At 61.9% G+C, this 25801-nt stretch carries 25 protein-coding genes; 13 read left to right on the forward strand and 12 right to left on the reverse strand.

Going from position 1 to position 25801, the window contains the following annotated elements; all coding sequences use genetic code 11:
* Positions 1-21 precede the first annotated feature (21 nt).
* On the reverse strand, positions 22-1482 hold the full coding sequence (locus tag HB777_25115) for a leucyl aminopeptidase family protein (protein ID QND68902.1): 1461 nt from the start codon (positions 1480-1482) through the stop codon (positions 22-24).
* Between the two features lie 30 nt (positions 1483-1512).
* Between HB777_25115 and HB777_25120 the strand changes: the two genes are divergently transcribed.
* Entirely contained in the window at positions 1513-2334 is an 822-nt protein-coding gene (locus tag HB777_25120) for a tetratricopeptide repeat protein (protein QND66869.1), read from the forward strand.
* Between the two features lie 87 nt (positions 2335-2421).
* On the opposite strand, the gene HB777_25125 is transcribed toward HB777_25120, so the two are convergent.
* The 9 genes from HB777_25125 to HB777_25165 form a co-directional block, all read right to left on the reverse strand.
* Positions 2422-3441, reverse strand: coding sequence for a type II secretion system F family protein (locus HB777_25125; protein QND66870.1), 1020 nt, complete (start codon positions 3439-3441; stop codon positions 2422-2424).
* 9 nt (positions 3442-3450) lie between these two features.
* Positions 3451-4464, reverse strand: coding sequence for a type II secretion system F family protein (locus tag HB777_25130; GenBank protein QND66871.1), 1014 nt, complete (start codon positions 4462-4464; stop codon positions 3451-3453).
* Between the two features lie 29 nt (positions 4465-4493).
* Positions 4494-5996 (reverse strand): CpaF family protein, encoded by a 1503-nt coding sequence (locus HB777_25135; protein ID QND66872.1) that lies wholly within the window; start codon positions 5994-5996, stop codon positions 4494-4496.
* A 29-nt stretch (positions 5997-6025) separates the two neighbouring features.
* Positions 6026-7315, reverse strand: a complete 1290-nt coding sequence (locus HB777_25140) for an AAA family ATPase (GenBank protein ID QND66873.1) — start codon at positions 7313-7315, stop codon at positions 6026-6028.
* 37 nt (positions 7316-7352) lie between these two features.
* A complete protein-coding gene (gene cpaD, locus HB777_25145; GenBank protein ID QND66874.1) occupies positions 7353-8090 on the reverse strand; it encodes a CpaD family pilus assembly lipoprotein in 738 nt (245 codons plus the stop codon).
* A 14-nt stretch (positions 8091-8104) separates the two neighbouring features.
* Positions 8105-9649, reverse strand: coding sequence for a type II and III secretion system protein family protein (locus HB777_25150; protein QND66875.1), 1545 nt, complete (start codon positions 9647-9649; stop codon positions 8105-8107).
* Entirely contained in the window at positions 9646-10458 is an 813-nt protein-coding gene (cpaB, locus tag HB777_25155; GenBank protein ID QND66876.1) for a Flp pilus assembly protein CpaB, read from the reverse strand. The genes HB777_25150 and cpaB overlap by 4 nt, the downstream gene beginning before the upstream one ends.
* Positions 10459-10670: 212 nt before the next feature.
* Complete coding sequence (locus HB777_25160; protein ID QND66877.1) at positions 10671-11189, reverse strand: peptidase; 519 nt, start codon at positions 11187-11189, stop codon at positions 10671-10673.
* Positions 11190-11366: 177 nt separating this feature from the next.
* Complete coding sequence (locus tag HB777_25165; protein ID QND66878.1) at positions 11367-11549, reverse strand: Flp family type IVb pilin; 183 nt, start codon at positions 11547-11549, stop codon at positions 11367-11369.
* A gap of 334 nt (positions 11550-11883) precedes the next feature.
* Here HB777_25165 and HB777_25170 point away from each other — a divergent pair, with 334 nt between their 5' ends.
* From HB777_25170 to HB777_25180, 3 genes are all read left to right on the forward strand, one after another.
* On the forward strand, positions 11884-12306 hold the full coding sequence (locus HB777_25170) for a hypothetical protein (GenBank protein ID QND66879.1): 423 nt from the start codon (positions 11884-11886) through the stop codon (positions 12304-12306).
* Positions 12307-12444: 138 nt separating this feature from the next.
* Positions 12445-13023 (forward strand): pilus assembly protein, encoded by a 579-nt coding sequence (locus HB777_25175; protein ID QND66880.1) that lies wholly within the window; start codon positions 12445-12447, stop codon positions 13021-13023.
* A 45-nt stretch (positions 13024-13068) separates the two neighbouring features.
* Complete coding sequence (locus HB777_25180) at positions 13069-13686, forward strand: pilus assembly protein (GenBank protein ID QND68903.1); 618 nt, start codon at positions 13069-13071, stop codon at positions 13684-13686.
* 102 nt (positions 13687-13788) lie between these two features.
* Here the strand turns inward: HB777_25180 and HB777_25185 are convergent, their stop codons facing one another.
* The gene (locus HB777_25185; protein QND66881.1) at positions 13789-14709 is read right to left on the reverse strand and encodes a PhnD/SsuA/transferrin family substrate-binding protein; all 921 of its coding nucleotides are present in this window, start codon (positions 14707-14709) and stop codon (positions 13789-13791) included.
* A 190-nt stretch (positions 14710-14899) separates the two neighbouring features.
* Between HB777_25185 and HB777_25190 the strand changes: the two genes are divergently transcribed.
* From HB777_25190 to HB777_25230, 9 genes are all read left to right on the forward strand, one after another.
* Complete coding sequence (locus HB777_25190) at positions 14900-16141, forward strand: phosphopentomutase (GenBank protein QND66882.1); 1242 nt, start codon at positions 14900-14902, stop codon at positions 16139-16141.
* A complete protein-coding gene (mutM, locus tag HB777_25195; GenBank protein QND66883.1) occupies positions 16134-17021 on the forward strand; it encodes a bifunctional DNA-formamidopyrimidine glycosylase/DNA-(apurinic or apyrimidinic site) lyase in 888 nt (295 codons plus the stop codon). Before HB777_25190 ends, mutM begins: the two co-directional genes overlap by 8 nt.
* 31 nt (positions 17022-17052) lie before the next feature.
* Positions 17053-17826 (forward strand): enoyl-CoA hydratase, encoded by a 774-nt coding sequence (locus HB777_25200; protein ID QND66884.1) that lies wholly within the window; start codon positions 17053-17055, stop codon positions 17824-17826.
* A gap of 181 nt (positions 17827-18007) precedes the next feature.
* Entirely contained in the window at positions 18008-18274 is a 267-nt protein-coding gene (gene rpsT, locus HB777_25205) for a 30S ribosomal protein S20 (protein ID QND66885.1), read from the forward strand.
* Between the two features lie 853 nt (positions 18275-19127).
* Positions 19128-20675 carry a chromosomal replication initiator protein DnaA gene (gene dnaA / locus HB777_25210; protein ID QND66886.1) on the forward strand — a complete coding sequence of 516 codons (1548 nt, stop codon included), beginning with the start codon at positions 19128-19130 and terminating at the stop codon, positions 20673-20675.
* 301 nt (positions 20676-20976) lie between these two features.
* Positions 20977-22095, forward strand: coding sequence for a DNA polymerase III subunit beta (locus HB777_25215; protein ID QND66887.1), 1119 nt, complete (start codon positions 20977-20979; stop codon positions 22093-22095).
* 83 nt (positions 22096-22178) lie between these two features.
* Positions 22179-23318 carry a DNA replication/repair protein RecF gene (gene recF, locus HB777_25220; GenBank protein QND66888.1) on the forward strand — a complete coding sequence of 380 codons (1140 nt, stop codon included), beginning with the start codon at positions 22179-22181 and terminating at the stop codon, positions 23316-23318.
* 95 nt (positions 23319-23413) lie between these two features.
* Positions 23414-24169: a molybdopterin-synthase adenylyltransferase MoeB gene (locus HB777_25225; protein QND66889.1), complete on the forward strand. Its 756-nt coding sequence runs from the start codon at positions 23414-23416 to the stop codon at positions 24167-24169.
* Between the two features lie 4 nt (positions 24170-24173).
* A complete protein-coding gene (locus HB777_25230) occupies positions 24174-24662 on the forward strand; it encodes a GNAT family N-acetyltransferase (protein QND66890.1) in 489 nt (162 codons plus the stop codon).
* Between the two features lie 48 nt (positions 24663-24710).
* Here the strand turns inward: HB777_25230 and HB777_25235 are convergent, their stop codons facing one another.
* The gene (locus HB777_25235; protein ID QND68904.1) at positions 24711-25739 is read right to left on the reverse strand and encodes a D-glycerate dehydrogenase; all 1029 of its coding nucleotides are present in this window, start codon (positions 25737-25739) and stop codon (positions 24711-24713) included.
* Positions 25740-25801: the final 62 nt, after the last annotated feature.

Raw genomic sequence — 25801 nt, forward strand, 5'->3', positions numbered from 1 at the left:
TGCCGGCTCTTCCTGCCTCAATCAGCCGTAGCGTTTCGAGATGATCCGCTCCAGCGCGCGGATGCCTTGTGCCTCGCCGCCGGCGGGACCATGCGGGCGGTCGGCTGGGTTCCAGGCGAAGATGTCGAAATGCGCCCAGCCCGCGGTCTTTTCGACAAAGCGCTTGAGGAACAGTGCCGCCGTGATCGAGCCGGCAAAACCGTCCGTGGTGACATTGTTGATGTCGGCGATCTTCGACGACAGCTTTGCATCGTAGGGCCGCCACAACGGCATGCGCCACAGCGGATCTTCGACCGCGACGGAAGCCGCCGCCAGTTCGGCAGCCAGCGCTTCGTCGCCGGTATAGAAGGGTGGCAAATCGGGGCCGAGCGCGACACGGGCAGCCCCGGTCAGCGTCGCCATGTCGACCAGAAGCTGCGGTTCCTCCTCGTCGGCCAGCGCCAGCGCATCGGCCAGCACCAGCCGCCCCTCGGCATCCGTGTTGCCGATCTCGACTGACATGCCCTTGCGGCTCGTCAGCACGTCGCCGGGCCGGAAGGCGTTGCCGGCAATCGAATTCTCGACCGCGGGAATGAGCACGCGCAGCCGCAAATTCAGGCCGGCAGCCATGATCATCGAGGCGAGGCCAAGCACATTGGCGGCGCCGCCCATGTCCTTCTTCATCAACAGCATGCCGGACGATGGTTTGATGTCGAGACCGCCCGTGTCGAAACAGACGCCCTTGCCGACCAGCGTCACCTTCGGCGCGCCTTGCTGCCCCCATCTCATGTCGATCAGACGCGGTGCGCCGGCCGACGCGCGGCCGACGGCATGGATCATCGGGAAGTTCTGATCGAGGAGATCCCCGCCCTTCACCACCGAGACTTCGGCCTTGTGCCTGGCGGCCAGGGTCCGCACCGCCTGCTCCAGGTCTTCCGGGCCCATATCGCTGGTCGGCGTGTTGACCAGATCACGTGTCATGAAGACGCCATCGGCAATGCGGCGAACGCGCCCGGCATCGACGCCGGCCGGCAGTTCGAAGCGCAGCGCCTTGTCTGACTTCTTGCCGTAGCGGGTGAAGACATAGCCGCCGAGCACCAGCGCGGTCGCCGCGAGTTCCGGCTCGACCGGCGCCGAGGCGAAATGCCAGTCGCCTTCCGGCAAGGCTTTCGCCAGCGCGCCGAGGGCGAGCGCGCCTTCGCCATCGCCTATACCGAACAAGGCGCCGCCGAGCGCGCCGTTTTCGCCGGGCACGACCAGCGTCCTGCTTGCCTCGCCGGAAAAACCGTTGGCTCTGGCCCAGGCGACGGCGGCTGGCGCAAGACCCGTCGCCTCGAGACCGTCCCTGGCGACCAGATGGACCGGCAGTGAGCCCGGCAGTTTCTTCTCGACGAGTTCGACAGGCATTCGATGTTCTCCATGCGGCGACCTTCGAGTCGCCGTTCTTAACCGTCCGTTAGGGTTAACAGAATATTTCTGCGAGAGGGAAGACGGCCACGCAATGGCCGCGCATGAATGGAGGCTTAGGTAGCCATGCCGACCAACCGCAGGATCAACGCCAGGGGAACACGGCTCATCACCACGGCCCTTGCGCTGGCGCTCGCAGCGGGCGTCGCCGGCTGCGGAACCGACAAGATCTCCACCGGCTCGATCGGGCGCACCAGCGGCAAACCGCTGGAAACCATGTCGGCGGGAGAACTGCACACTGCAACGACGTCACTTGGCCAATCCTACGCCAAGAACCCAAACGACAAGCGGATAGCGACCAACTACGCGGCGGCATTGCAGATGGATGGCGACGCCGACCAGTCGCTCGCCGTGATGCGCAAGCTGGCGATCGCCCTGCCGAAGGATCGTGACGTGCTTGCCGCCTATGGCAAGGCGCTGGCCGCCAACGGCCAGTTCGAGGCAGCACTCGACGCCGTGCGCCGCGCCCAAACACCGGAATATCCCGACTGGAAGCTGGTGTCGGCCGAAGCGGCCATTCTCGACCAGACTGGCCAGAAGGACGATGCGCGCCAGCTTTACCGCAAGGCGCTCGACCTCAAGCCGAACGAGCCTTCCGTGCTCTCCAATCTTGGCATGTCCTATGTGCTGGAAGGTGATCTGCGCACCGCCGAAACTTATATGCGTTCGGCCGCGCAGCAGCCGAACGCGGACAGCCGGGTCCGCCAGAACCTGGCACTGGTCGTCGGCTTGCAGGGCCGTTTCGACGAAGCCGAGAAGATCGCCTCACAGGAACTCTCGCCCGAACAGGCGCAGGCGAATGTCGCCTATCTCAGGCAGATGCTGGCGCAGCAAAACGCCTGGAGCCAGCTCAAGGATCAGGACAAGTCAAAGTCCGCGACCAACTGAGACGACGATCCTTGTAGCGACCATCAATGAAGCCGCGCTGCATGCAGCGCGGCTTCTTCATGTGTCGTGCAGGGATTTGCCTTGCCGTTACTGGGCTGCTGCCGGTGCCGAATGATCTCCGAAGATACCGCGCTGGCTGACCTGAATGCCGGCGGGGCCTAGAATGATGGCGAAAAGCACTGGCAGGAAAAACAGGATCATCGGCACGGTGAGCTTTGGCGGCAAGGCGGCAGCCTTCTTTTCGGCCGCATTCATGCGCATGTCGCGGCTTTCGGCAGCAAGCACGCGCAGTGCATGCGCCACCGGCGTGCCGTAGCGCTCGGCCTGGACGAGTGCCTGCGACACGGACTTGACTGAATCCAGGCCGGTGCGGCTTGCCAGGTTCTCGTACGCCTGCTTGCGCTCCTGCAGATAGGAAAGCTCGGCGTTGGTGAGGATGAATTCTTCCGCCAGAGCCACCGATTGCGCACCGATCTCGTCGGCGACCTTGCGGAGTGCTGCTTCCACCGACATGCCCGACTCGACGCAGATCAGCAGCAGATCGAGCGCATCCGGCCATGCCATCTGGATCGACTGCTTGCGCTTGGTGGCACGGTTGTTGACATAGACAACCGGCGCGTAGAAGCCGCCATAAGCAACGAGGATGCAGACGAACAGCCTGATGACCAATGGCTTGTCGGGTAATCCTCCGAGCACGAAGATGTAGATTGCCGCCAGCGCGAAGCCGACAAAAGGAAGCACGAGACGGAAGAAAAGAAACCGCGTCAGCGGATTTTGCCCGCGAAACCCGGCCACCTTGAGTTTCTGTAACGTGCCCTCGTCGGCGAGCGCGCGCTTCAGATCCAGCCGATCGACAATGTTGCGCATGCCAACCGACTGTTCCTCGCGCAGACCCTTGCGCCGGCGATCCGCCTCGACAGCAAGCCGGGCGCGCTGTTTGGCACGCAGTTCGTCGCGTTCCAGCGCAACGGTTTTCATGCGTGACTTGAGCTGGTTTCCGCCAAACGCCGGCAGCAAGGTGAAGACGGTCGCAAACACCGCAATGGCGACCAGCATCGCGATCAGGAAGGTCGGATCCGTCAGGGTTTTGATGACTTGCTCGGTCATGCCGCGATCCTAGACTTCGAAGTTCATCATTTTGCGCATTACAAAGATGCCGATCGACATCCAGACTGCCGAGCACCCAAGGATCAGATGTCCAACGCTGGTGACGAACAGCGGCATCAGGTAGGCCGGGCTCGACAGGTAGACGAGAAAGGCGACGATGAAGGGCAGCGCACCGATGATCGCGGCGGACGCCTTGGCTTCCATCGACAGCGCCGCGACCTTGGCTTTCATCTTCTTGCGATCGCGGAGCACGCGCGAAAGGTTGCCCAGCGCCTCGGAGAGATTGCCGCCGGCCTGCGACTGAATCTGGATGACGATGCCGAAGAAGCTTGCCTCCGTGCAAGGCATGGTTTCGGGCATGCGCAAGGTCGCATCGGGGATCGACAGGCCCATCTGCTGGGAATCGACGATACGACGAAATTCGGTCTTCACCGGTTCGGGCGATTCGTTGGCGATCAGGCGCACGGCGTCGTTCAGCGGCAGGCCGGATTTTACGGCGCGCACGATGATGTCGAGCGCGTTTGGAAATTCGTTGAGGAATGCCTTGACGCGGCGGGCGCGACGAAACGAGACGAACCAGCGCGGCAGGCCGAGCGCGCCGGCCAGCAGCACGCCCGGCAAGACGATCAGCGGCGCTCCGCCCACAAAGGCAGCCATCGTCAAAGCGAGGCCGCATATGGCGGAGTATATATAGAAGCGCTCGATGGTGGTCTTCAACCCGGCCTGACGGAGCTGGGCTTTCAGCGGTGGTTTCTTGACCGCGCTGTCTTTGGTTTTCTGCTTTGCGTCGAGCTCGTTGAGCGAATCCTGAACCGATTTGCGCCGCTTGACGGCTTCCGCTGCGCGGTCGCGCGAGGCCTTGACGACGGAACGATCCGTCTCGGCCGTCCTGATCGTTTCGAGCCGCTTGCCAACCTGTTTCTCGTTGCTGATCCGGGTGAACAGGAATGCATAGGCGACCGCGCCGGCGCTGAAGCCGGCGAGCACGATAAAGGCCAGTACTGTGCCGTCAATTCCAAACATTGGCCCGAACCCTTACGCCCCAGGATGCGTCAGTCAGCGCGTTTCTCCATCGCCTCGAGCGCAATGGCGAGGCGCTGCTCCTCGCCATAATAGCGAGCCCGCTCCCAGAAATGCGGACGACCGATGCCGGTCGATACATGCTCTCCCAGCAGCCTTCCATTGGCGTCCTCGCCCTTGATGTTGTACAGGACGATATCCTGCGTGATGATGACGTCGCCCTCCATTCCGATCACCTCGGTGATGTGGGTGATGCGACGCGATCCGTCACGCAGGCGTGCCGCCTGGATGATCACGTCGATGGAGCCGACGACGATTTCGCGCACTGTCTTCTGCGGCAGCGAATAACCGCCCATGGCGATCATGGATTCGATACGGTTCAGGCATTCGCGCGGACTGTTCGAGTGGATCGTTCCCATCGAACCGTCATGGCCGGTGTTCATCGCCTGCAGAAGGTCGAACACTTCTGGTCCGCGCACTTCGCCGACGATGATGCGCTCGGGGCGCATGCGCAGGCAGTTCTTGACCAGGTCACGCATTGTCACCTCACCTTCGCCCTCCAGATTGGGCGGGCGGGTTTCGAGGCGCACGACATGCGGCTGCTGCAGTTGCAGCTCGGCCGAGTCCTCGCAGGTGATGACGCGCTCCTCGCGGTCGATATAGTTGGTCAGGCAGTTGAGCAGCGTCGTCTTGCCCGAGCCGGTACCACCCGAGATGACGATGTTGCAGCGAACACGGCTGATGATCTTGAGAACTTCGGCGCCCTGCGGTGAAATGGCGCCGAACTTGACCAACTGATCGAGCGTCAGCTTGTCCTTCTTGAATTTGCGGATGGTGAGCGTGGCGCCGTCGATGGAGAGCGGCGGCGCGATGACGTTGACGCGGGAGCCGTCGGGAAGGCGCGCGTCGCAGATCGGACTGGATTCGTCGACACGGCGGCCAACCTGGCTGACGATGCGCTGGCAGATGTTGAGGAGCTGCTGGTTATCACGGAAGCGGATGCCGGTCTGCTCGACCTTGCCGTTGACTTCGATGTAGACGTTCTTGGAGCCGTTGACCATGATATCGGCGATGTCGTCGCGCGCGAGCAGCGGCTCGAGCGGCCCATAGCCGAGCACATCGTTGCAGATGTCCTCGAGCAATTCTTCCTGCTCGGCGATCGTCATCGCGAAATTCTTGATCGCGATGATGTCGTTGACGATGTCGCGGATTTCCTCGCGCGCGCTTTCAGGATCAAGCTTGGCGAGCTGCGACAGATCGATCGTGTCGATGAGCGCGGAGAAAACCTGGCTCTTGGTGTCGTAGTAGGTTTCGCTCTTTTCGCGCTGTGCCCGCTTCGGCTCAGGCGCCAATGGCGGTGCCTCGACCGCGCGGCGCGCCGGCGGCGCGACAGGCGCGCTTGGCGCAGCCGCAGGCCGGGCCAGAACCGCCGTCTCCGCGGAACTTGCAGCCGGCGGCGCGACAGGCGCCGGTGCTGGCTGGCGAAATTCCGGCGTGAACCGGTTGCCGTCGTCGCTGCCTCTTTTACCAAACATGATCGACTACCGATTCCACTGCTGAAGCGTCACTTCTTGTTGCGCGAGAACTTGCCGAGCAGGTTGCCAAGCCCGGCCTTCTTCTTGGCCTTGATTTCACTGCGCCCGGTCAGCACATGCGCCATTTCGTTGATCATCGCGACAACCGGGTTCTTAGCATCCATTTCGCCAAGCATGCGTCCGTTGTTGGCGGCATTGCCGAACAGCAACGGATCGAAACCAATGACCGACATTGGCGACAGGCCGAGCGGCTCGGCGAAGTCGGACGGCGAAATCTCCGGACGCTTCGGGACGCCGGCCTGGTTGATGATCAACTTCGGCGGCGGGTCGTTGGGACGAAGCCGTTTGAACATGTCGACGAGGTTCTTGGTGTTGCGCAGATTGGCCAGTTCCGGTGTCGCCGTGATGACGATCTCGTCGGCCTTGATCAGGGTGTTCTTGGTCCAGCCCGTCCAGACATGGGGAATATCGAGCACCAAAAGCGGCACGCTGCGCTGGGCGGTGTCGATGAGCTGAGTGAAGGCCTCCGGATCGAAGTCATAGACCCGTTCGAGCGTCGAAGGTGCTGCCAGCAACGACAGATGCTCGGCGCACTGGGTCAGCAGCCGGTCAAGATAGACTTCATCGATGCGCTCCGGCGAAAACACCGCTTCGGCGATGCCTTGTGCCGGATCCTGGTCGAAATTGATGTTGGCGGTGCCGAAAGCGAGATCGAGATCGGCGACGACCACCTCGGATTTGAACAGAGAGGACATCGCCCAAGCCACATTGTGGGCAATCGTCGAGGAGCCGACGCCACCCTTGGCGCCGACAAAGGCGATCGAGCGGCCGAGCGGCTCGGCTTCCGGATCGATGAAAATCGACGACACCACGCTGACAATGTCAGCCATCGATACCGGTGCGATCACATATTCGGAAATGCCGTTGCGGATGAGTTCGCGGTAGAGACCGACATCATTGTAATGACCGATCACCACCACCTTGGAAGTGGGATCGCAATATTCCGAGAGCTGGGCGAGTTGCTCCAGCAATTGCTTCGGCTCGCTGCGCGATTCCAGCAGGATCAGGTTGGGCGTTGGCGCCGATTGGTAGAATTCGATGGCGGTGGGAACGCCGCCCATATGGACCTTGAGATGCGCCTTGGTCATGCGGCGGTCCTCGCCGGCGCGCTCGACCGGATTGGCAACGCCCTCGGTCTCGCAGAATGCCTGGATCGAGATGCGCGGGATCGGCCGCAACGCCTGCATCGCGGCGATGTCCTGCTGCGAGGTATCGCTGCCATCCACCGGGGCGTCGTAGGCAAGGTTGCTCATCGTCATGCTCTTTCGCGTAGCCTGTTCTGTTCGAGACTGCGGCTCAGTACGTCACTTCCGAATTGCCGAGGAACTCATCCGAGATGCCTCTCTTTTGGTAGACCCCGATGGCTTGGCTACGATTTGCCGGATCAATATTGGCAGGCTTGCGCGGCCCGAGCAGGTCGTTCGGGTTGGCCATCTGGGCGGCAAGATTGTTCTGATAGGAGCAGCCGAAGTCGGCATAGTGCTTGTTTTCCGACGTATCGACGAGGTCGTCGGGCCAGCGTCCGCATTTGTCGGTCTGGGCTTTCACCGTAATGTAGGAGACGCGAACCGGGGCGGATGTCTCGCTCGAGCCGGCCTGATAAGAGACCACGGCGATGCGGTTGCGCTTGATGCCGCTGGCGACTGCGAGCCTGGCGAAATCACGGCCGGCCGCCGTCGCGGCAACCTCATTGGCCGATCCGCTCGGGACCTGGATCGTCAGCGTCGGGGCGGCACTCTTGTCATAGCCGTCGAGGAAGCCAAGAAGCGTATCGCGCTGGGAGCCGGTCATGCCGCGGTCACCGGCGCCAACCGGCAGGTCGATCTTCTGATTCTTCTCCGCGATGACAATCGGATGGTTGGTGCGATAGTCATCCGGAATGGCGCCGACCGTGATGCTGTCGCGCTGGGCACAGCCGGCGAGCAGCGCCGCAACCACGACCGCCAGGGCCGGAACGGCTCGCCGGCAGACCTGAGAACGGTCAAGGCGCACCGTCGTGGCGATGGTCCTTGCCTTCAATGCTGACTGAGACATGTCCGCTTCCCCGCTTACTTGTAGATGAAGCCGACAACGCCGTGGTAGCGGCCGTTGGGCTTGTCGGTCTGCATGGTGCCGTAGACGCGGTTGACGCGGCCAAGGAACATGCCGGCGCCATCGCTGGCGGCGTTGAAATTGTCGTCCGGCTTGGCAAGGTCGTTGCGTGCCACCGGCTTCACCAGATAGGGCGTAATGATGATGACGAGCTCGGTCTCGTTGCGGATGAAATCCCTGCTGCGGAAAAGCGCGCCGAGCACCGGGATCTTGGCCAGACCAGGCAGGCCCGAGACAGCCTGGCGAACGTCGTCGCGAACAAGGCCGGCGATCATCATCGACCCGCCCGAAGGCAATTCGACAGTGGTATCGGCAAGTCTCTTGCGGATCGACAACATCGTCATGCCGGGTAGACCGATATTTTTGCTGCTCCCCCCTCCTTCGAGGGTCGGCGCCCCATCCGTTGTCGGCTCCGAAACAGCCGTTCTGACCTTGAGGCTTATGCGCCCCGCTGACAACACGACGGGCTGGAACTCGAGGCCAATGCCGTATTCGAGCTTTTCAAACGTGTATGTGGTCTGGCCGGTCTGGTTGTCGGTCGACACGTTATTCGTGCGGCCGGTTACCAGGTTGTACTCGCCGCCCACCTTGAATGTCGCCTTCTCGCCCGACACGGCGGTGAGGGTCGGTTCAGCCAGCGTCTTCATCACGCCGCTTTGCTCCATGGCATTGATGTAGGCTTGGAGGCCGTTTCCGCTCCCGTCCCCCAGCAACAAACCGGACGTGGCCGAAATCGGCTTGCCCAACCCGAAAGCAGGCGAACTCGCCCCGCTGTAGGAAATGCCGTTCGAGCTGCCAGCGCCGACCATATTGACGCCGAGCTGCTTCATCACCGAGCGGCTGACTTCGGCGACCGTCACCTTCAGTGTGACCTGGTCATCGCCGATGATCTGGATCAGGTTGACGATCTGGCTGGTGCGGCGCTCCTGGTCTGGGTTGTTGATGTCGACACCGCTCTGCGCCGAGCCGCCGGCCGCCGTCTGCGAATATTGCCCCGTCGTCGCTTCACCACCCGATACGAACATGTTTGCCAGTTGTTCGGCGCGCTTGGCATCCAGGGGAGTATCCACGGTTCCTGTGAGAACGACGTTGTCGTTCAGCAATTCCACCTTGACGGCCGAGGTCGGAATGAAGCGCCTGATATAGTCCTCGAGGCCGGCAACGTCGCGTTCGACGGCCAGATCCAGGCTGACGATCTGCTCGCCATTCGGGCCGAAGACAAAGATGTTCGTCTCGCCAACCGCCTTGCCGAACAGGTAGATGCGCCTTGCGGTGCGGGTCACCGCATCGGCCACCGCCGGGTTGGCGACGAGAATGTCGTAGGCGTCGCTCGGCAGGTCGATGACCACCGATTTGTTGAGGCCGAGCTTGACGCGCTGGGTGGCCGTCGATGCGGTGACCTGCGCGTTCTTTGCCTCGACAACGCCTTGCAGATTCGTTCCGACGAGCAGCAGGCCGAATGCCGCGGCTACAATTGCCGGCAGTTTACCACTTAGCCTCATTTCCTTGCCCCTACTTCGGAAACTTCGCCCGACTTGATCAGCCTCACCGTTCCCCTGCGACCATTGCCGGAAACGAGATAGTCGGCCTCACCCACATTCTTTTCCTGCGTGTCCGCGACCGCCCGCAACGCCAGGGTCAGGCGATCCGCCATCTGTTGGGCGACGGTGATGATCTCCGCCTGCTTGGGCGTCAGTTCCAGCGTAGCGGTCTGGCCCACCCTGGTCTTCTTGCCTTCCTCGTCCTCTTGAATGGTCTGGTCGATGGCCAGGACACGGATATTCTTGAGGATGGTCTCGGTGTTGAAACCGGCGGCCCCGCTGGCGGCATCGGCCCTGCGGGTCATGATGACATCGACGAAATCGTTCGGAAGAATGAAGCCGCCGGCCGACGTGTCGGCCGAGATGGCCGTGGCCACAGCCCGCATGCCAGAAGGCAGGATCGACGACATGAAGCTCTGCCCCTCGCCGATCAACTTGGAACGCCGCAGAGGCTCTCCGGCGTACATCGCCACACGGGCAATGGAACCCTTCAGCTTCTCCAGTGCCTCAGGCTCGGCGGTGCGGGTGATGAAATTCGGGTTGACGCCGTCGGCGGGCCAGGATTGCCAGGCGATGTTGTTCTCGATCGGGCTGCCCATCGGAACGTCGCCCGAAAGCACAAGCACATCCTGCAGTGATACCGCCGGAGCCTGGGGGCCGGAATCGACGACGACCTGGGGCGGCGGTGCCACCATATTTTTCGCGACATACCCAGCGCCACCCGCCGCGGCCACCGCCACGCTCAGAATTATCAATCGCGATGCTGGCATCTGTCCGAACCCTTGCCCTGGCAAACCACGTAGCCAAGCCGGACTTTGCAGCGGCAATCGTCAAAACAAGGTTAATGTAATGCTTACGATCGTGATTAATTTAAGGTTTACATAAATTAGCCGGAATGTGGCCGGACCGGCAGAAATGACCGGGCCGGCCTTGTTGAAAGCCTGTCGCGGCAACGCTGACCAATAGAAAAATAAGATCGTGTTCAGGCCGCCAGCTTGGCCAGCGCCCATACCATCAAAGGCGAATCCGGATAGATCAGCAACCCGCCAAGGCCAAGGGCTACTCCATAAGGAACACCTTTTGCCTCGTCGGCGAAATGGCGCAGGAACGGATTTTGGCCGGTAACGGCCGCAAGCAGCGACTTCCGGTAGAGGATGATGGCGAGCGTCAGCAGGCCACCGATCATTGTCGAGGCGACAAGATACGCAACGAGATTCAGATTGAGGCCCATCCACATCGCGGTGGCAGCCAGAAGCTTGGCGTCGCCGCCGCCCATGCCGCCCATTGCAAACAGGCCGAACGTCACGGCAAGGACCAGGGCGCCGGCAGCGAAATGTCCGCCATATGCCGCCCATTCCATACCCGTCAGCGGCGCAACCAGCGCGAAGACAACGACGAGCAGCACCGGCACGCGATTGGCGATCGTCATCGACAGCATGTCGGAGATCGCGGCAAACAGCATGCAGAACGGAAAAACGACGAAGATCAGGGCTTCAAGCATCGGCGCTATGCCTATTGTCCGATTTCACGGGGCTCAATCTAGGCATGTTCGATTAACGATTGATGAGGCCCGGAACGAAAAGATGACTGATTGATATTGACGACGGCGCAGAAAAAGGGCCGCCACGCGGGCAGCCCTTTCCAGAAACGCAATCTGAGCGCTCAGCAATACGCCAAATCAGGCGCCGCCGGGGGCCGAGTTCAGCGTGGTTCCGATGGTCGTGAACTTGGCGTTGAGTGCATTGCCGAGTGCGCCGGCGCCGGTGATGATGGCGAGCGCGATGAGAGCGGCGATCAGACCATATTCGATAGCGGTCGCGCCGGATTCGTCCTTCACAAAACGTGCGATGAGATTAGACATTTGAGAGCTCCTACTCCACGTGTTACAGCACTTCCGTCAACTTCTGTGATGGTTGATCGGATGCTGCCAATCTAGGGAGAAGCTCTTTCGATCGGCTTAATAAACAGCCTTACCGATTCCTTTCCCGGTTCGAACATATTGCGTGGTTAACTCCAGGCTAAGTGCCGACCGACCCTCCGTTTGCAGGTTTGGTGGCGCTTGCGACTCCGACAGGACCGCAGCTCGGAGGCTGCCTTGTCGGCCGTTGCACCATCGGCAACGACACGTGCTTAACCGTTGGTTCACCAATCTCGTTCATGTTCCGTTGATCAGTCCGCTTGCGTGGAGCGCCTCAATGGCCCAGCCGAGATCGTCAACCCTGATTGCCGCGCTTCTTGCCGCCACGACCTTCATCGCGCCCGCGATGGCCGGCCCTGGCATCGAGGTGACGATGAACCAGGCCAAGATCGTCAAACTGTCGCGCCCCGCCGACACGATCGTGGTCGGCAACCCGGCAATCGCCGACGCTTCCGTGCAGGACGCTTCGACGATCGTGCTGACCGGCAAAGGCTTCGGCGTCACCAATCTGGTCGTGCTCGACACGGATGGCAGCCCGATCGTCGACGAGCAGGTTACCGTCGTGCGGCAGGCCGCCTCGTCCGTGCGTATCTATCGGCGTGCCGAAATACAGACGATGTCCTGCACGCCCTATTGCGAAAGCTCCTACAAGAGCGATGCGGAGAAGGCCTCTGAAGCGGAGATGAGCGTCAGCCGGTAGGATGGCGTAGCCGAATGAAGCTCAGGTTATCGGCTGGTTAAAAAGCTGGCGCTGACTTTAACGGTCATCCAAACCGGACCTAAATCGGTTTGCGCTAATGCTCCTTCCGAGACCGTACAGAGATCGGCAGGATCAGACATGAGCAAGGAATTCGGCTGCGCAGGCGACCATACGGCGAGACGCCCAAGGTTTTTCGCACGTTTCCTTCGTGACCGGCGCGGCGCCACGGCAATCGAATTCGCAATCCTTTCAGTTCCGTTCGCCCTGCTTGTCTTTGCCATTCTGGAAAGCTGCATAGCGTTTGCCGGCCAGGAAGTGATGGCCAACATCACCGATGATGTCGCGCGCAAGCTGCGCACCGGCCAGTTGAAGGCGACCGACGTCGCCGGGACCAGTCTGCGGGACATGATCTGCACAAAACTGGAGATCATCGTTTCCCAGGATTGTCCCAATCAGCTGCTGGTGGATCTCCGCCAATATACAACATTCGCCGACGCGGCCACGGCGGGCTTCAAGATCAAAAACAACGATGTCCAGTTGACCAATGGCACCGCCGAAGTGCCCTTTGTCGTTACGGCGGGGGCGGCGGAATCAAGGAACATGCTCCGCGTCTTCTACAAGTGGCCTATTATGACCGACCTGTTGGCGCAGTCGATGGGCGGCAACAAGACTCTGCATTTCGCATCGGTGACCTGGCAGAACGAGCCGTTCGACTGAATTCGAGGCGGATGCACAAGCAGCAAAAGAAAAAGGGCAATGGGCATGATGCGTGCGGGGGCACATCTTAGGACTGCGGGAGTTTGGCGGAAGGCAAGTCGATTCTGGTCCGATCGCCGCGGCATCGCGGCGGTCGAGTTCGCTTTGATCATGCCTATTCTGCTGATCATGTATTTCCTGACAATGGAGGCGTCACAGGCCATCGAGACCAGCAAGAAGGTCAGTCGTATCGGCAGCATGGTGGCCGATCTCGTCACCCAGCAGACAAGCGTGGTCAAGGCTGATGTCGACGCCATCATGCAGATCGGCACCGTCACCCTTCGGCCCTACAGCCGCTCGACCCCGACCATCACCATCACGGCAATACAGGTCTCGGCCGATGGGACGAGGGCACTGGTGGTATGGTCACGCAAGCTGGTCCTTGGCGTCGCCAGCGCCGGCGCCGCCGCGACCACGGAAACCACGGTTCCAGCAACGCTCAAGGTCGCCAGCACCTTCCTTATCCGCGTCGAAAGCAATCTCGGCTACATTCCAGTCATTGCGTGGAGCGCGAGCAGTCAACAGAAGCTTGGACTGACCTCGGCTTTCAGCAACATAACGATGAGCGAAACCTACTATCTGCGTCCCCGCAGAAGCGTGACTATCGCTTGCGGCGACTGTTGAACAGAGGCAACCAGGCGGTTCGCAGGATTGCTCCAGTTTTCTGTTGCCGCGCAGCTGCAGACTAAAAATCGTTACGCACTTCTTCTGTTTCCTGGAATTGCGCTACTGCCGCGGAGCACTGTCCGAGACGAAGCGCACGATAGAAGCGGCCATCTCGTAATCCTTTGGTGCGACGGTAGCGAAGCCTCCCGAATGCTTTGATTCCAGAAGGTCGTAGATATCAGGCGTGATCGACTTGAGGTTGGTGAGGAACACAGTGAGCCGGCGTTTGGCTTCAGGGTCGAGATCGCTGCGGACGGCGTGGGGGCCATATCTCAGCAAGCCAGACGTCCATACGACCCGAAGCGCCGTAGCCGAAAGCCCTGCTGCTTCGAGCCTTGCCTGCGTGCCCGATGTTTGCGGCTGGCCGTCGGCAGCGGCCGTCACCCAACCGAACAGGCCATCGGCTTTGCCATCGACCAGCATCGTTTCGGCCGCCGCAGCCGAGTCGGCATGGACCAGAAACGGTGCATCTTGCGCAACCTTGCGGCCTTCCGCCGCCAACGCCGCCAACGGCAAGAGAGAACCGCCGACGCTGCCCGAAGGCGCCATGGCGATGCGATGGCTCTGCATCGCCGCCAGGTCGGGCAGCTTGCCGTCCCGTGTCAGCAGAACGGAGCGGATGCCGATCGCGCCGTCGGAATCGACTGGAGCCACAAGCGGCTCGATACATAAGCAGCGCTGCGAGGCCGTCGCATAGGCGGTTGCCGAATAGATCGCGTATTCGATGCGGGCATTGGCCTGCGCCTCGATCAGCGCGGCATAGTCACGGGCAACGACAAACTCGACCTTCATGCCCAGGGCCTTGGTATAGGCGTCGGTCAACACAGCCAGCCCCGGAACGGTGTTGCCGGCGCCTGGCTCGGCAACGATGCCGATGCGAAACGTGCCGATGTCATCGCGCCAGTCGGCATGTGCCGGATTGGAGCAGACCACGGCCTGCACCAAGATGAGGGCAGCAGACGCCTTCAGCGCAACGCTCATGACAAAACCGCCGTCTGTTTTCCTAGATCCATGCCCGTCGCATCGTTGCGATTCTTTCGTTGCCCAAAACCGCTGCACACCTTTGGGCGAGACAACTGGACTATCGCGCCAAGCCGTTGCCGTTTGGTTTCCGAATTGCCAATGAAGTCGCGGAACCCTATGTCTGGTCGTTCAAACTGGCAACAACTCGATGGCGCGCGCTTTCCTCTTCGTTCTGGACTCTTTCGGCATCGGCGGCGCGACCGACGCCGACCGCTACGGTGACGACGGCGCCAACACATTCGCGCACATCGCAGAAGCTTGTGCCGAAGGACGCGCGGATCGCGAAGGGCTTCGCAGTGGACCGCTGTTTGTCCCCCACATGGCCTCGCTCGGGCTTGGCAAGGCTGCCGAAACCGCGACGGGACTGGGCTTTGCCAGCAGTGGGACGGATCTGCTCGCGGCTGCATTCCATGGCGCCGCGCAGGAGGTTTCCAGCGGCAAGGACACGCCGTCGGGCCATTGGGAAATCGCCGGCCTGCCGGTGCGCCTCGACTGGGGTTATTTCCCGGATACGGTTCCCACCTTTCCGGCTGAACTGACCGAGGCGATCATCCGCGAGGGCAAAGTGCCGGGCATTCTCGGCAATTGTCACGCACCGGGCACCGAGATCATCGAGCGCTTCGGCGAGGAGCACATCCGCACCGGCAAGCCGATCTGCTACACGTCTGTCGACTCGGTCCTGCAGATCGCCGCGCATGAAGTCCATTTCGGCCTCGAGCGGCTTTATGAATTCTGCAAGGTGGTGCGCAGGCTGGTTGACCCGCTGAGGATCGGACGGGTGATCGCACGGCCTTTCGTCGGCGAAACCACCGCCACTTTCGAGCGCACATACAACCGTCATGACTATGCCGTGCCTCCGCCGGAACCGACCCTGCTCGATCGGCTGACAGCGCGTGGCAGCCGTGTCATCGCCATCGGCAAGATCGGCGACATCTTCGCCCATCGCGGAATTTCGCAAGTGCGCAAGGGGGCGGGCAACATGGCCATGTTCGACGAGGCGCTGGGCGCGATGGATGATGCCGGCGACGGCGATCTCGTCTTCGCCAATTTCGTCGACTTCGACACCGAATTCGGTCATCGCCGCGATGTTGCGGGCTATGCTGCCGCGCTCGAGGCCTTCGATCGGCGGCTGCCGGAGGCATTTGCAAGGTTGCGGCAGGGCGATCTTCTCATCCTGACGGCCGACCACGGCAACGATCCGACCTGGCAAGGCACCGATCATACGCGCGAGCGCATTCCGGTGATCGGCACAGGTCCGGGTTTCAAGGGCGGCGACATCGGGCTGAGAACGACATTCGCCGACATCGGCGAAACCGTGGCCGAGCATCTCGGCCTGGCGCACGGCCTTTACGGCACTTCTTTCTATACGGCGATTGGCGGTCATGCCTGAATTGCCGGAGGTCGAAACCGTCCGGCGCGGACTGCAGCCGGTCCTGGAAGGCGCCACCATTGCCCGTGTCGAGGCGCGCCGCCCGGATCTGCGCTTTCCATTTCCCGAGAAATTCTCGCAGCGGCTGACCGGCAAGACGATCGCGGCACTCGGTCGGCGGGCCAAGTATCTGACGATGGACCTGGAAGGCGGTCCCATGCTGATCTGCCATCTCGGCATGTCGGGCTCATTCCGCATCGAGACGGCGGACGGCAGCGACATGCCCGGTATCTTCCAGCACGACCGCTCGAAGAGCTCCAATCACGACCATGTCGTCTTCCATGTCGTATCTCCGGCAGGCGCCCGATCACGCGTGATCTTCAATGATCCGCGCCGCTTCGGCTTCATGCTGTTTGCGGAAGGGCCGGACGTCCATCCGATGCTGGCCGGACTCGGCGTTGAGCCAACGGGCAATACACTGGACGGCACACTGCTTGCCTCATTGATGAAAGGGCGGCGATCACCGCTGAAGGCAGCGCTTCTCGACCAGAGGCTGATCGCCGGGCTTGGCAACATCTATGTGTCGGAGGCGCTGTGGCGCGCCAGCCTGTCGCCGCTGCGCGAGGCGGGTACGATCGCCAAACCCGGAAAGAAAGCCCAGGCCCAAAGCGAACACCTCGCCGAAGCCATCCGCTCGGTGATATCAGATGCGATTGCGGCCGGCGGGTCCTCACTGCGCGACTATATGCAGACCGATGGGTCGCTGGGCTATTTCCAGCACTCCTTCGCCGTCTACGACCGCGAAGGCGAGGCCTGCTCGAAGCCCGGCTGCAGCGGCCACATCGAACGGATCGTGCAGAGCGGCCGATCGACCTTCTATTGCCGGACATGTCAGCGGTGAGTTAGACGAGCGCGAGCGAGGAGAAGCAGCCATGGCCTATGAGACGATCATCACCGAGACGCACGGCAAGGTCGGACTGATCACGCTGAACAGGCCGCAGGCGCTCAACGCGCTGAACTCCCGGATACTGGCCGAACTGATCGCAGCCGTGAACGCCTTCGGCGCCGACGCCGGCATCGGCGCCATGGTCATCACCGGTTCCGAAAAGGCTTTCGCCGCCGGCGCCGATATCAAGGAGATGCAGTCCATCTCCTATGCGGACGCCTACGCCCAAGACTTCTTCGTCGGCTGGGAAGAGCTTACGCGGGCGCGAAAGCCTATTATCGCGGCGGTGGCGGGCTATGCACTCGGCGGCGGCTGCGAGCTGGCGATGATGTGCGATTTCATCATCGCCGCCGACACGGCCAAGTTCGGCCAACCCGAGATCACGCTCGGCGTCATTCCAGGCATGGGCGGATCGCAACGGCTGACCCGCTTCGTCGGCAAGGCGAAGGCGATGGACATGTGCCTGACCGGGCGGATGATGGATGCCGCCGAAGCCGAGCGTTCGGGCCTGGTGTCGCGGGTCGTGCCTGCCGGCGAGCTTGTCGAGGAGGCGCTGAAGGCGGCAGCCAAGATCGCCGCTTTCTCGCTGCCATCGGTGATGATGGCAAAGGAGGCTGTCAACCGCGCCTTCGAGACGACGCTTGCCGAGGGGTTGCGGTTCGAGCGCCGGCTGTTCCACTCGCTGTTTGCACTGGACGATCAGAAGGAAGGCATGGCGGCTTTCGCCGAGAAGCGGAAGCCGAATTTCACCAACCGCTGACGCCAATCCTTTGGCTGCGAAGAAGATGGCTGTTGGCCGCCAAAAGAAGGCCAAGCAGCGTTGACGCGCCGGAAAAGCTGAACTATAAGCCGCACCAACCGAGGCGGCCCCGTGGCTGCCCGTTTGTTTTTTGCGCCCTGCGGCATCCCGCATGCGCCGACCAGATCAGAAGAGAGGCATCATGGCCAATACATCCTCGGCCAAAAAGGCAACGCGCAAGATCGTCCGCCGCGCAGCGATCAACAAGAACCGCCGCTCGCGCGTCCGCACCTATATCCGCCAGGTCGAAGAGGCACTTGCCTCCGGTGACAAGGCTGCCGCACAGGCTGCCTTCAAGATCGCGGAGCCGGAATTGATGCGCGCCGCAACCAAGGGCGTGATCCACAAGAACACGGCGTCCCGCAAGGTGTCGCGACTGGCCCATCGGGTCAAGGTTCTGTCGGCCTGATATCACTTACCTAGACTGACGTTCTTTCGAACCCGGCCGTTTGTGCCGGGTTTTTTCGTTTGCCGGCAAGCACTTAAAAAGAATGTCCGGAAACGACGTCTTGTGTGGATTTCACGATTGGGAATACTTTGCCGGCATATGCATGCATGCTGTTGGTCGGCATGCTTGAAAAGGGCTGACTTAAAGATTCTTAGCTATCAGAAATAGCTCATACCTTTCAGACACTTACAGATGGTGATCCACAGCTTGTCCACACCGGGCCAACCCGATGGGGGACAAGTAGCTGTCAAGCGAATTATTTCAGAATATTTCTCTCAGCGCCCGGTTTTTCACATTCGCCGGAAAAGGGTTTGAATCACAATGGCTTTGTTAAAATGTGCCGTTGCGGCACGCTACTCGAACCCGCCTCCAGTAACCAGATTCCTTAAAAATCCGTTAGACGTGGCCTTGCTCTATCCACAGCGATTTCGGTAATGTCGATCTATCGAAAGGGACGGGCTCTGGGCCTTAAACCCAGCCTGAATCGGCCAGCTTAAATTGGCGGGATTTGCAACGCGGATCAAGTCTGCGGACGGATTTGGTTTGTCTTTTTCGATACGGTAGGGGACTGGCGTAACTAGACATGGCAGGTAGACGGCGCGCCGGCGCTCTTTTCGCCGGACGGTGTTGTATTGCCCTGACATACCCAACGCGGACTGGCTTCCATGGGCCGGCACCGGTTCCCTTGGATAATGGGCGACGTCCATCTGCCGGCGGCGGCAGCGGACATCGTAGCAAAGACGCAGTCGCCGGAATCGGATGCAGGAGGCGCATCCCCGGTGGAAAACAGGTACGGAAGGACAAGGAAAAGATCATGCAGAGCGGCATCGAAAGGGAACTTACGGGCGACCTCCCATTTCCTGGAACTTTGATCGGAGCGAACGACATGGCGGTCTCCAGCGACGCGGAACAGAAATTCGACCGGGTCAAGACCCAGTTGAAGGCGCGCCTGGGAACCGAAGTCTATTCGAGCTGGTTTGGCCGCATGAAGGTCGCGGAAGCTTCCAAGGGCATTGTCCGCATCTCGGTGCCCACCGCCTTCCTGCGCTCATGGATCAACGGCCACTATCTCGACCTCATCTCCGAGCTGTGGAAGCAGGAGGATCCCGATCTCCTCAAGATCGACATCGTCGTGCGCACGGCAACCCGTCAGGGACGCAGCCAGGCCGAGCCGGAGGTGGTTCCTGCACGCAACAAGATGACTCGGCAGACGCAGACGGCGCTTGCCGCCGGCACCGTCAGCCCCGGCCGGGTGGAGCGTGCACCGGCTCCGCGTCCAGGCACACCGATCGAGAGCGAATTCCGGCACAATGTGCTGGGGTCACCGCTTGATCCTCGCTATACGTTCGGCTCCTTCATCGAGGGACCGTCGAACCGGGTGGCTTTCGCCGCCGCCAAGGCAGTGGCTGAATCGCAATCGAGCGCGGTGCGCTTCAACCCGCTTTTCCTTCACGCAACCGTCGGGCTCGGCAAGACACATTTGTTGCAGGCCATCGCCGCGGAATCGCTGAAGCAGAACCCCAAGTCGCGCGTCGTCTATCTCACGGCCGAGTATTTCATGTGGCGCTTTGCCACCGCGATCCGCGACAACAACGCGCTGACGCTCAAGGAACAGCTGCGCGACATCGACCTGCTCATCATCGACGACATGCAGTTCTTGCAGGGCAAGTCGATCCAGCATGAATTCTGCCACCTGATCAACATGTTGCTCGACAGCGCCAAGCAGGTCGTCGTCGCCGCCGACCGGCCGCCGTCGGAACTGGAATCGCTCGAACCGCGGGTCCGTTCACGCCTCAATGGTGGTGTCGCGCTTGAAATGTCGGCGCCCGATTTCGCCATGCGCCTTGGCATGCTCAAATTGCGCCTGGCCACGGCCAGGGTCGATGACGCGTCGCTGAACATTTCGGAAGAGATCCTCAATCACGTCGCACGCACCGTGACCGGCAGCGGACGCGAACTGGAAGGCGCATTCAACCAGCTGCTGTTCCGTCAGTCCTTCGAGCCGCAGATCACCATCGACCGGATCGACGAGATCCTCGGCCACATCTATCGCACCGGCGAGCCGAAGCGGGTCCGTATCGAGGACATCCAGCGCATCGTCGCGCGCCACTACAATGTGTCGAAGACCGAACTGCTGTCCAACCGGCGCACGCGCACCATCGTCAAGCCGCGGCAGGTCGCCATGTACCTGTCGAAGGTGATGACGCCGCGCTCGCTGCCCGAGATCGGACGACGTTTCGGGGGCCGCGATCACACCACGGTGCTGCATGCAGTGCGCAAGATCGAAGACCTTTCCGGCAACGACAACACGCTGGCGCAGGAACTCGAGCTCTTGAGGCGGTTGATCAACGACCAGGCCTGACCGGACCGGGGGCGAACCGGAACAACACCGGAATTCAATGGCTTGCCAGTGCGGCCCGGAGCCCGGAATGGGCTCGTGGCGCCGCCTGGCAGCGGCCCGGATTTCGGTTTTACGGCACCGGCTCGCGGACTTCGTGCCCTTTATCCCCAGAAAGCCCGCGTAGCCTGCCCGAACCGGCGGCGCGGGCTTGCGTTTGCTGGTTTTTTCCTGTCAGTTTACGCAGATTCTGAGCCTGTTCAGACCTTTCGCGGGGCGCCGCCCACTGGTGACCCGTCATTCATTCAAGCGAGCCTGTTTCGTCATGCGTGTTATCCTGGAACGGTCAAATCTCCTGAAGTCGCTCAACCACGTCCACCGTGTGGTCGAGCGGCGCAACACCATACCGATCCTGTCCAACGTGCTGCTCAGCGCCGAGGGCGCCAGCCTTGAAATGAAGGCGACCGACCTCGATCTCGAGGTGACGGAAGCGACGCCCGCCAAGGTCGAGCGCGGCGGGGCGACGACGGTTCCGGCACATCTGCTCTACGACATCGTTCGCAAGCTCGCCGATGGCGCCGAGGTGATGCTGAAGACGGACGAGGACGGCAACGCCATGACGGTGACGTCAGGCCGCTCGAGCTTCCGCCTCCAGTGCCTGCCGCAATCCGACTTCCCGGAGCTTTCGGCCGGATCCTTCTCGCATATCTTCCGTCTCGACTCGGTTGCCCTGAGAGGCCTGATCGAAAAGACCCAGTTCGCCATCTCCACCGAGGAGACGCGCTACTACCTGAACGGTATCTACCTGCACACGCATGAGGTCGGCGGCAAGCTGAAGCTGCGCTCGGTGGCGACCGACGGCCACCGTCTGGCGCGCGCCGAGATCGACGCGCCGGCCGGTTCCGAGGGCATGCCGGGCATCATCATTCCGCGCAAGACAGTGAGCGAGCTGCAGAAGCTGGTCGACGATCCGGATGTCGCGGTCACCACCGAACTGTCGGACACCAAGATCCGCTTCACCATCGGCAGCGTGGTTTTGACCTCGAAGCTGATCGACGGCACCTTCCCCGATTATCAGCGGGTCATTCCGACCGGCAACGACAAGAAGCTGATCATCGACCGCCAGAGCTTTGCTGCCGCTGTCGATCGCGTCTCGACCATCTCTTCCGAACGCGGCCGCGCGGTGAAGCTGTCGATCAGCGAGGGTCAGGTGACGCTTGCGGTCAACAATCCGGATTCGGGCAGCGCCACCGAGGAATTGGCCGCCGACTATTCGTCCGATCCGATCGAGATCGGCTTCAATGCCAAATATCTGCTCGACGTTGCCGCACAGCTGACCGGCACGGAGGCCAAGTTCATGCTGGCCGATGCCGGTTCGCCGACGCTGATCCACGACATGGCCGACGAGACCGCACTCTATGTGCTGATGCCGATGCGGGTGTAGCCGGCGCGGCGTCAGCAATTCGGTCCTGTGATGGACCGGCGGCAAGAGCGATGTTTGCGGCAACTTCGACAGGCGGATAGCGGTTGCCGGTACAGAATCATATAAGTAAGCTAACACTTACCAATTTCCGCAACTACGCGACGTTGACGATCGATCTGGCGCCGGGTGCCGTGGTTTTTTCCGGCGACAACGGCGCCGGCAAGACCAATCTCCTCGAAGCGATATCCTTTTTGACACCGGGGCGTGGCTTGCGCCGCGCGCCTTACGCAGACGTCGCGCGCGAGGGTGGCGACGGCGGCTTTGCGCTGCATGCCCAGCTCGACGGGCTTGACGGCCAGGTCGAGATCGGAACGGGCATTTCCGGAGGCGACACCGCTGGCGAAGGCGGCAGGCGGGTGCGCATCAACGGAGCTCCGGCGCGTTCGGCCGAGGACATGCTGGAATGGCTGCGCGTGGTGTGGCTGACGCCGGCCATGGACTCGTTGTTCACCGGGCCGGCCGCGGATCGCCGGCGCTTTCTCGACCGGCTGGTGCTGGCGATCGACCCCGGCCACGGGCAACGTGCGATCGACTACGAGAAGGCGATGCGCGGCCGTAATCGTCTGCTTACCGAAGGCTCTCGCGACGACCGCTGGTTCGACGCGATCGAGACGCAGATGGCCGAAACCGGTGTGGCGATCGCCGCGGCGCGAGCCGAGATGGTGCGCCTGCTCGCCGCCATGATCGACAGGCTGCCTGACACGGGACCGTTTCCGCAGGCCGATATCGGCCTTTCGGGCGATCTGGAAGCCGAGATCGCCGCCGTGCCGGCGGTCGATGTCGAGGAGCGCTTCCGCCGGACGCTTGTCGAGGGCCGTGACCGCGATCGTGCCGCTGGACGCACGCTCGAGGGCCCGCATCGCTCGGACTTGGTGGTTCGGCACCGTCCCAAGGCGATGCCGGCCGAGCTTTGCTCGACAGGCGAGCAAAAGGCGCTGCTGGTCGGCATCGTGCTGTCGCATGCCCGGCTGACCGGCGAAATGTCAGGCATGACACCGATCCTGTTGCTCGACGAGATCGCAGCGCATCTCGATAGCGGGCGGCGCGCGGCGCTGTTTTCCATCCTCGAAGACTTGAACTGCCAGGCATTCATGACCGGAACCGATGCGGCGCTGTTTTCCAGCCTGGCCGGTCGTGCGCAGTTCCTGACGGTCGACCATGGTAGGGTTGGGCCAACGATCTAGCTCTTATGCATGTCGTTGTCCCAAAACCGCTTCACACTTTTGGGCGACATGCATTGGCACCTGACAAGGATTTTCAGCCATTATATGGTCCGGCAATGACCCCTACTACCCTGACCGCCGACGAGATCGAACGCTATGCCCGCCACATCGTGCTGCCCGAGATCGGCGGCGCCGGCCAGCAGAGGCTGAAGCAGGCGCGGGTGCTGGTCATCGGCGCCGGCGGACTGGGCGCGCCGGTGCTTGAATATCTTGCCGCCGCCGGCGTCGGCACGCTCGGCGTGGTCGATGATGACACCGTTTCGCTGTCCAACCTGCAGCGCCAGGTCATTCACGGCACCGACACCGTCGGCATGCTGAAGACCGATAGCGCCAAGGCGGCAATCGCCCGCATCAATCCCAACACAATGGTTGAAACGCATGCAATCCGGCTGACCCCAGACAATGCGCCTGCCCTCGTTGCCGGCTATGACATCGTCGTCGACGGCTCCGACAATTTCGAAACCCGCTATGCGGTGGCGGATGCCTGCGCGAGCGCTGGGAAACCGCTGGTGCATGCCGCGGTCGGACGCTTCGACGGCTCCGTCACGGTGCTGAAGCCATTCGAAGACGGCAAGGACGGCAAGCCCAACCCAGGCTATCGCGACCTGTTTCCGGAAGCGCCACCGCCGGGCCTGGTGCCGTCCTGTGCCGAGGCGGGCGTGCTTGGTGCGCTGACCGGAGTCGTGGGCACGCTGCAGGCGATGGAGGCGATCAAGCTGATCACCGGCATCGGCGAACCGCTGGTCGGCCGCCTGCTGCTCTATGATGCGCTGGCGGCGCGCTTCGACACGATCCGCTACAAGAGAAACTGACCTCGTGGAGCGGACCGACGCTGTCTTTATCACGCAGATCCCGGCCGATTTCGACCGTTGGGGCGATGTGCTCACACTGATCATGCGTGCCTTCGCCTCGATGGACGGCGTCATCGACCCGCCCTCCTCGGCCCACCTTTTGACCGCCGACAGCCTGCGGGACAAGGCGCTGCGGGAGACCGGCTTCGTGGCATTCAAGGGCGACAGGATCGTCGGCTGCGTCTTTGCCCTTGAAAAGGTGACAGAGTTTTATGTCGGCAAGCTCGCCGTCGCGCCGGACTGCCAGGGACAAGGCATTGGCCGGCGGCTGATGCAAGCGGTCGAAGACCTTGCCCGCAGCCGCGGCAAGGGCGCCATCGAGCTTCAGACCCGGATCGAACTGACCGGGAACCATGCAGCCTTTGTCCGCTTCGGTTTTCATGAGACCGAGCGGACGGCGCATGAGGGCTATGCCAGGCCGACCTCGATCACGATGCGCAAGGCTTTTTCGTAAGCCTGCGCTTTCATTCAAAAAGTCGTAAAACGTTGCGCCGCGGTAGCGTCAAGTCCTGAGCGGCAGCACCCGATCCGGCGGACGGTGACCGTCAACGAAGGCGCGGATGTTGATGATGACCTTTTCACCCATGTCGATGCGGCCCTCGAGCGTCGCCGAGCCCATATGCGGCAGAAGCACGACCTTGTTCTTGGCGGCGAGCTTCAGCAGCTTGCCGTTCAAAGCCGGCTCGTGCTCGTAGACGTCAAGACCGGCTCCGGCAATCTTGCCGTCCTGGATCAGCTTGACCAGGGCTTCCTCGTCGATGATGTCGCCGCGCGCGGTGTTGACGACATAGGCGGTGGGCTGCAGCAGCGCCAGCCGCCGCGCCGAAAGCAGATGGAAGGTCGCCGGCGTCGACGGGCAGTTGACCGAAATGATGTCCATGCGGGCCAGCATCTGGTCGAGGCTCTCCCAATAGGTCGCCTCCAGCCCGTCTTCCACGGCCGGCAGCACGCGGTGGCGGTTGTGATAGTGGATCGACAGTCCGAAGGCCTTGGCCCGCCTGGCGACGGCGGTGCCGATGCGGCCCATGCCGACAATGCCCAGCCGCTTGCCCCAGATGCGCCGGCCCAGCATCCAGGTCGGCGACCAGCCGGCCCATTTCTTGTCGCCGGTGAGCACGTTGGCGCCTTCCGCCAGCCGCCGCGGCACCGCCAGCATCAGTGCCATCGTCATGTCGGCGGTGTCCTCGGTCAGCACATTGGGCGTGTTGGTGACGGTGATGCCCCTCTTGGCCGCGGCAGCGACATCGATCTTGTCGACGCCGTTGCCGAAATTGGCGATCAGCTTGAGGTTGTCGCCGGCCTGGGCGATCAGCGCAGCGTCGATATTGTCGGTTATGGTCGGCACCAGAACGTCGGCTTCCTTGACCGCCGCGACCAGTTCCGGCTGCGTCATCGGCCTGTCCTCGACATTCAGCCTTGCGTCGAACAGCTCGCGCATGCGGGTCTCGACCGGGTCGGGCAGCTTTCGCGTGATGACGACGAGAGGCCTTTTTTGCCTGCCATTGTTTCCCTCTCGAGTATTTGCCGCAATTCCGAACGCAAAACCGCTTCACACTTTTGCTGGAATTGCTCTAACCCGATCTCGTTGAGACC

The organism is Mesorhizobium loti, assembly GCA_014189435.1.
Classification (GTDB): Bacteria; Pseudomonadota; Alphaproteobacteria; order Rhizobiales; family Rhizobiaceae; genus Mesorhizobium; species Mesorhizobium loti_G.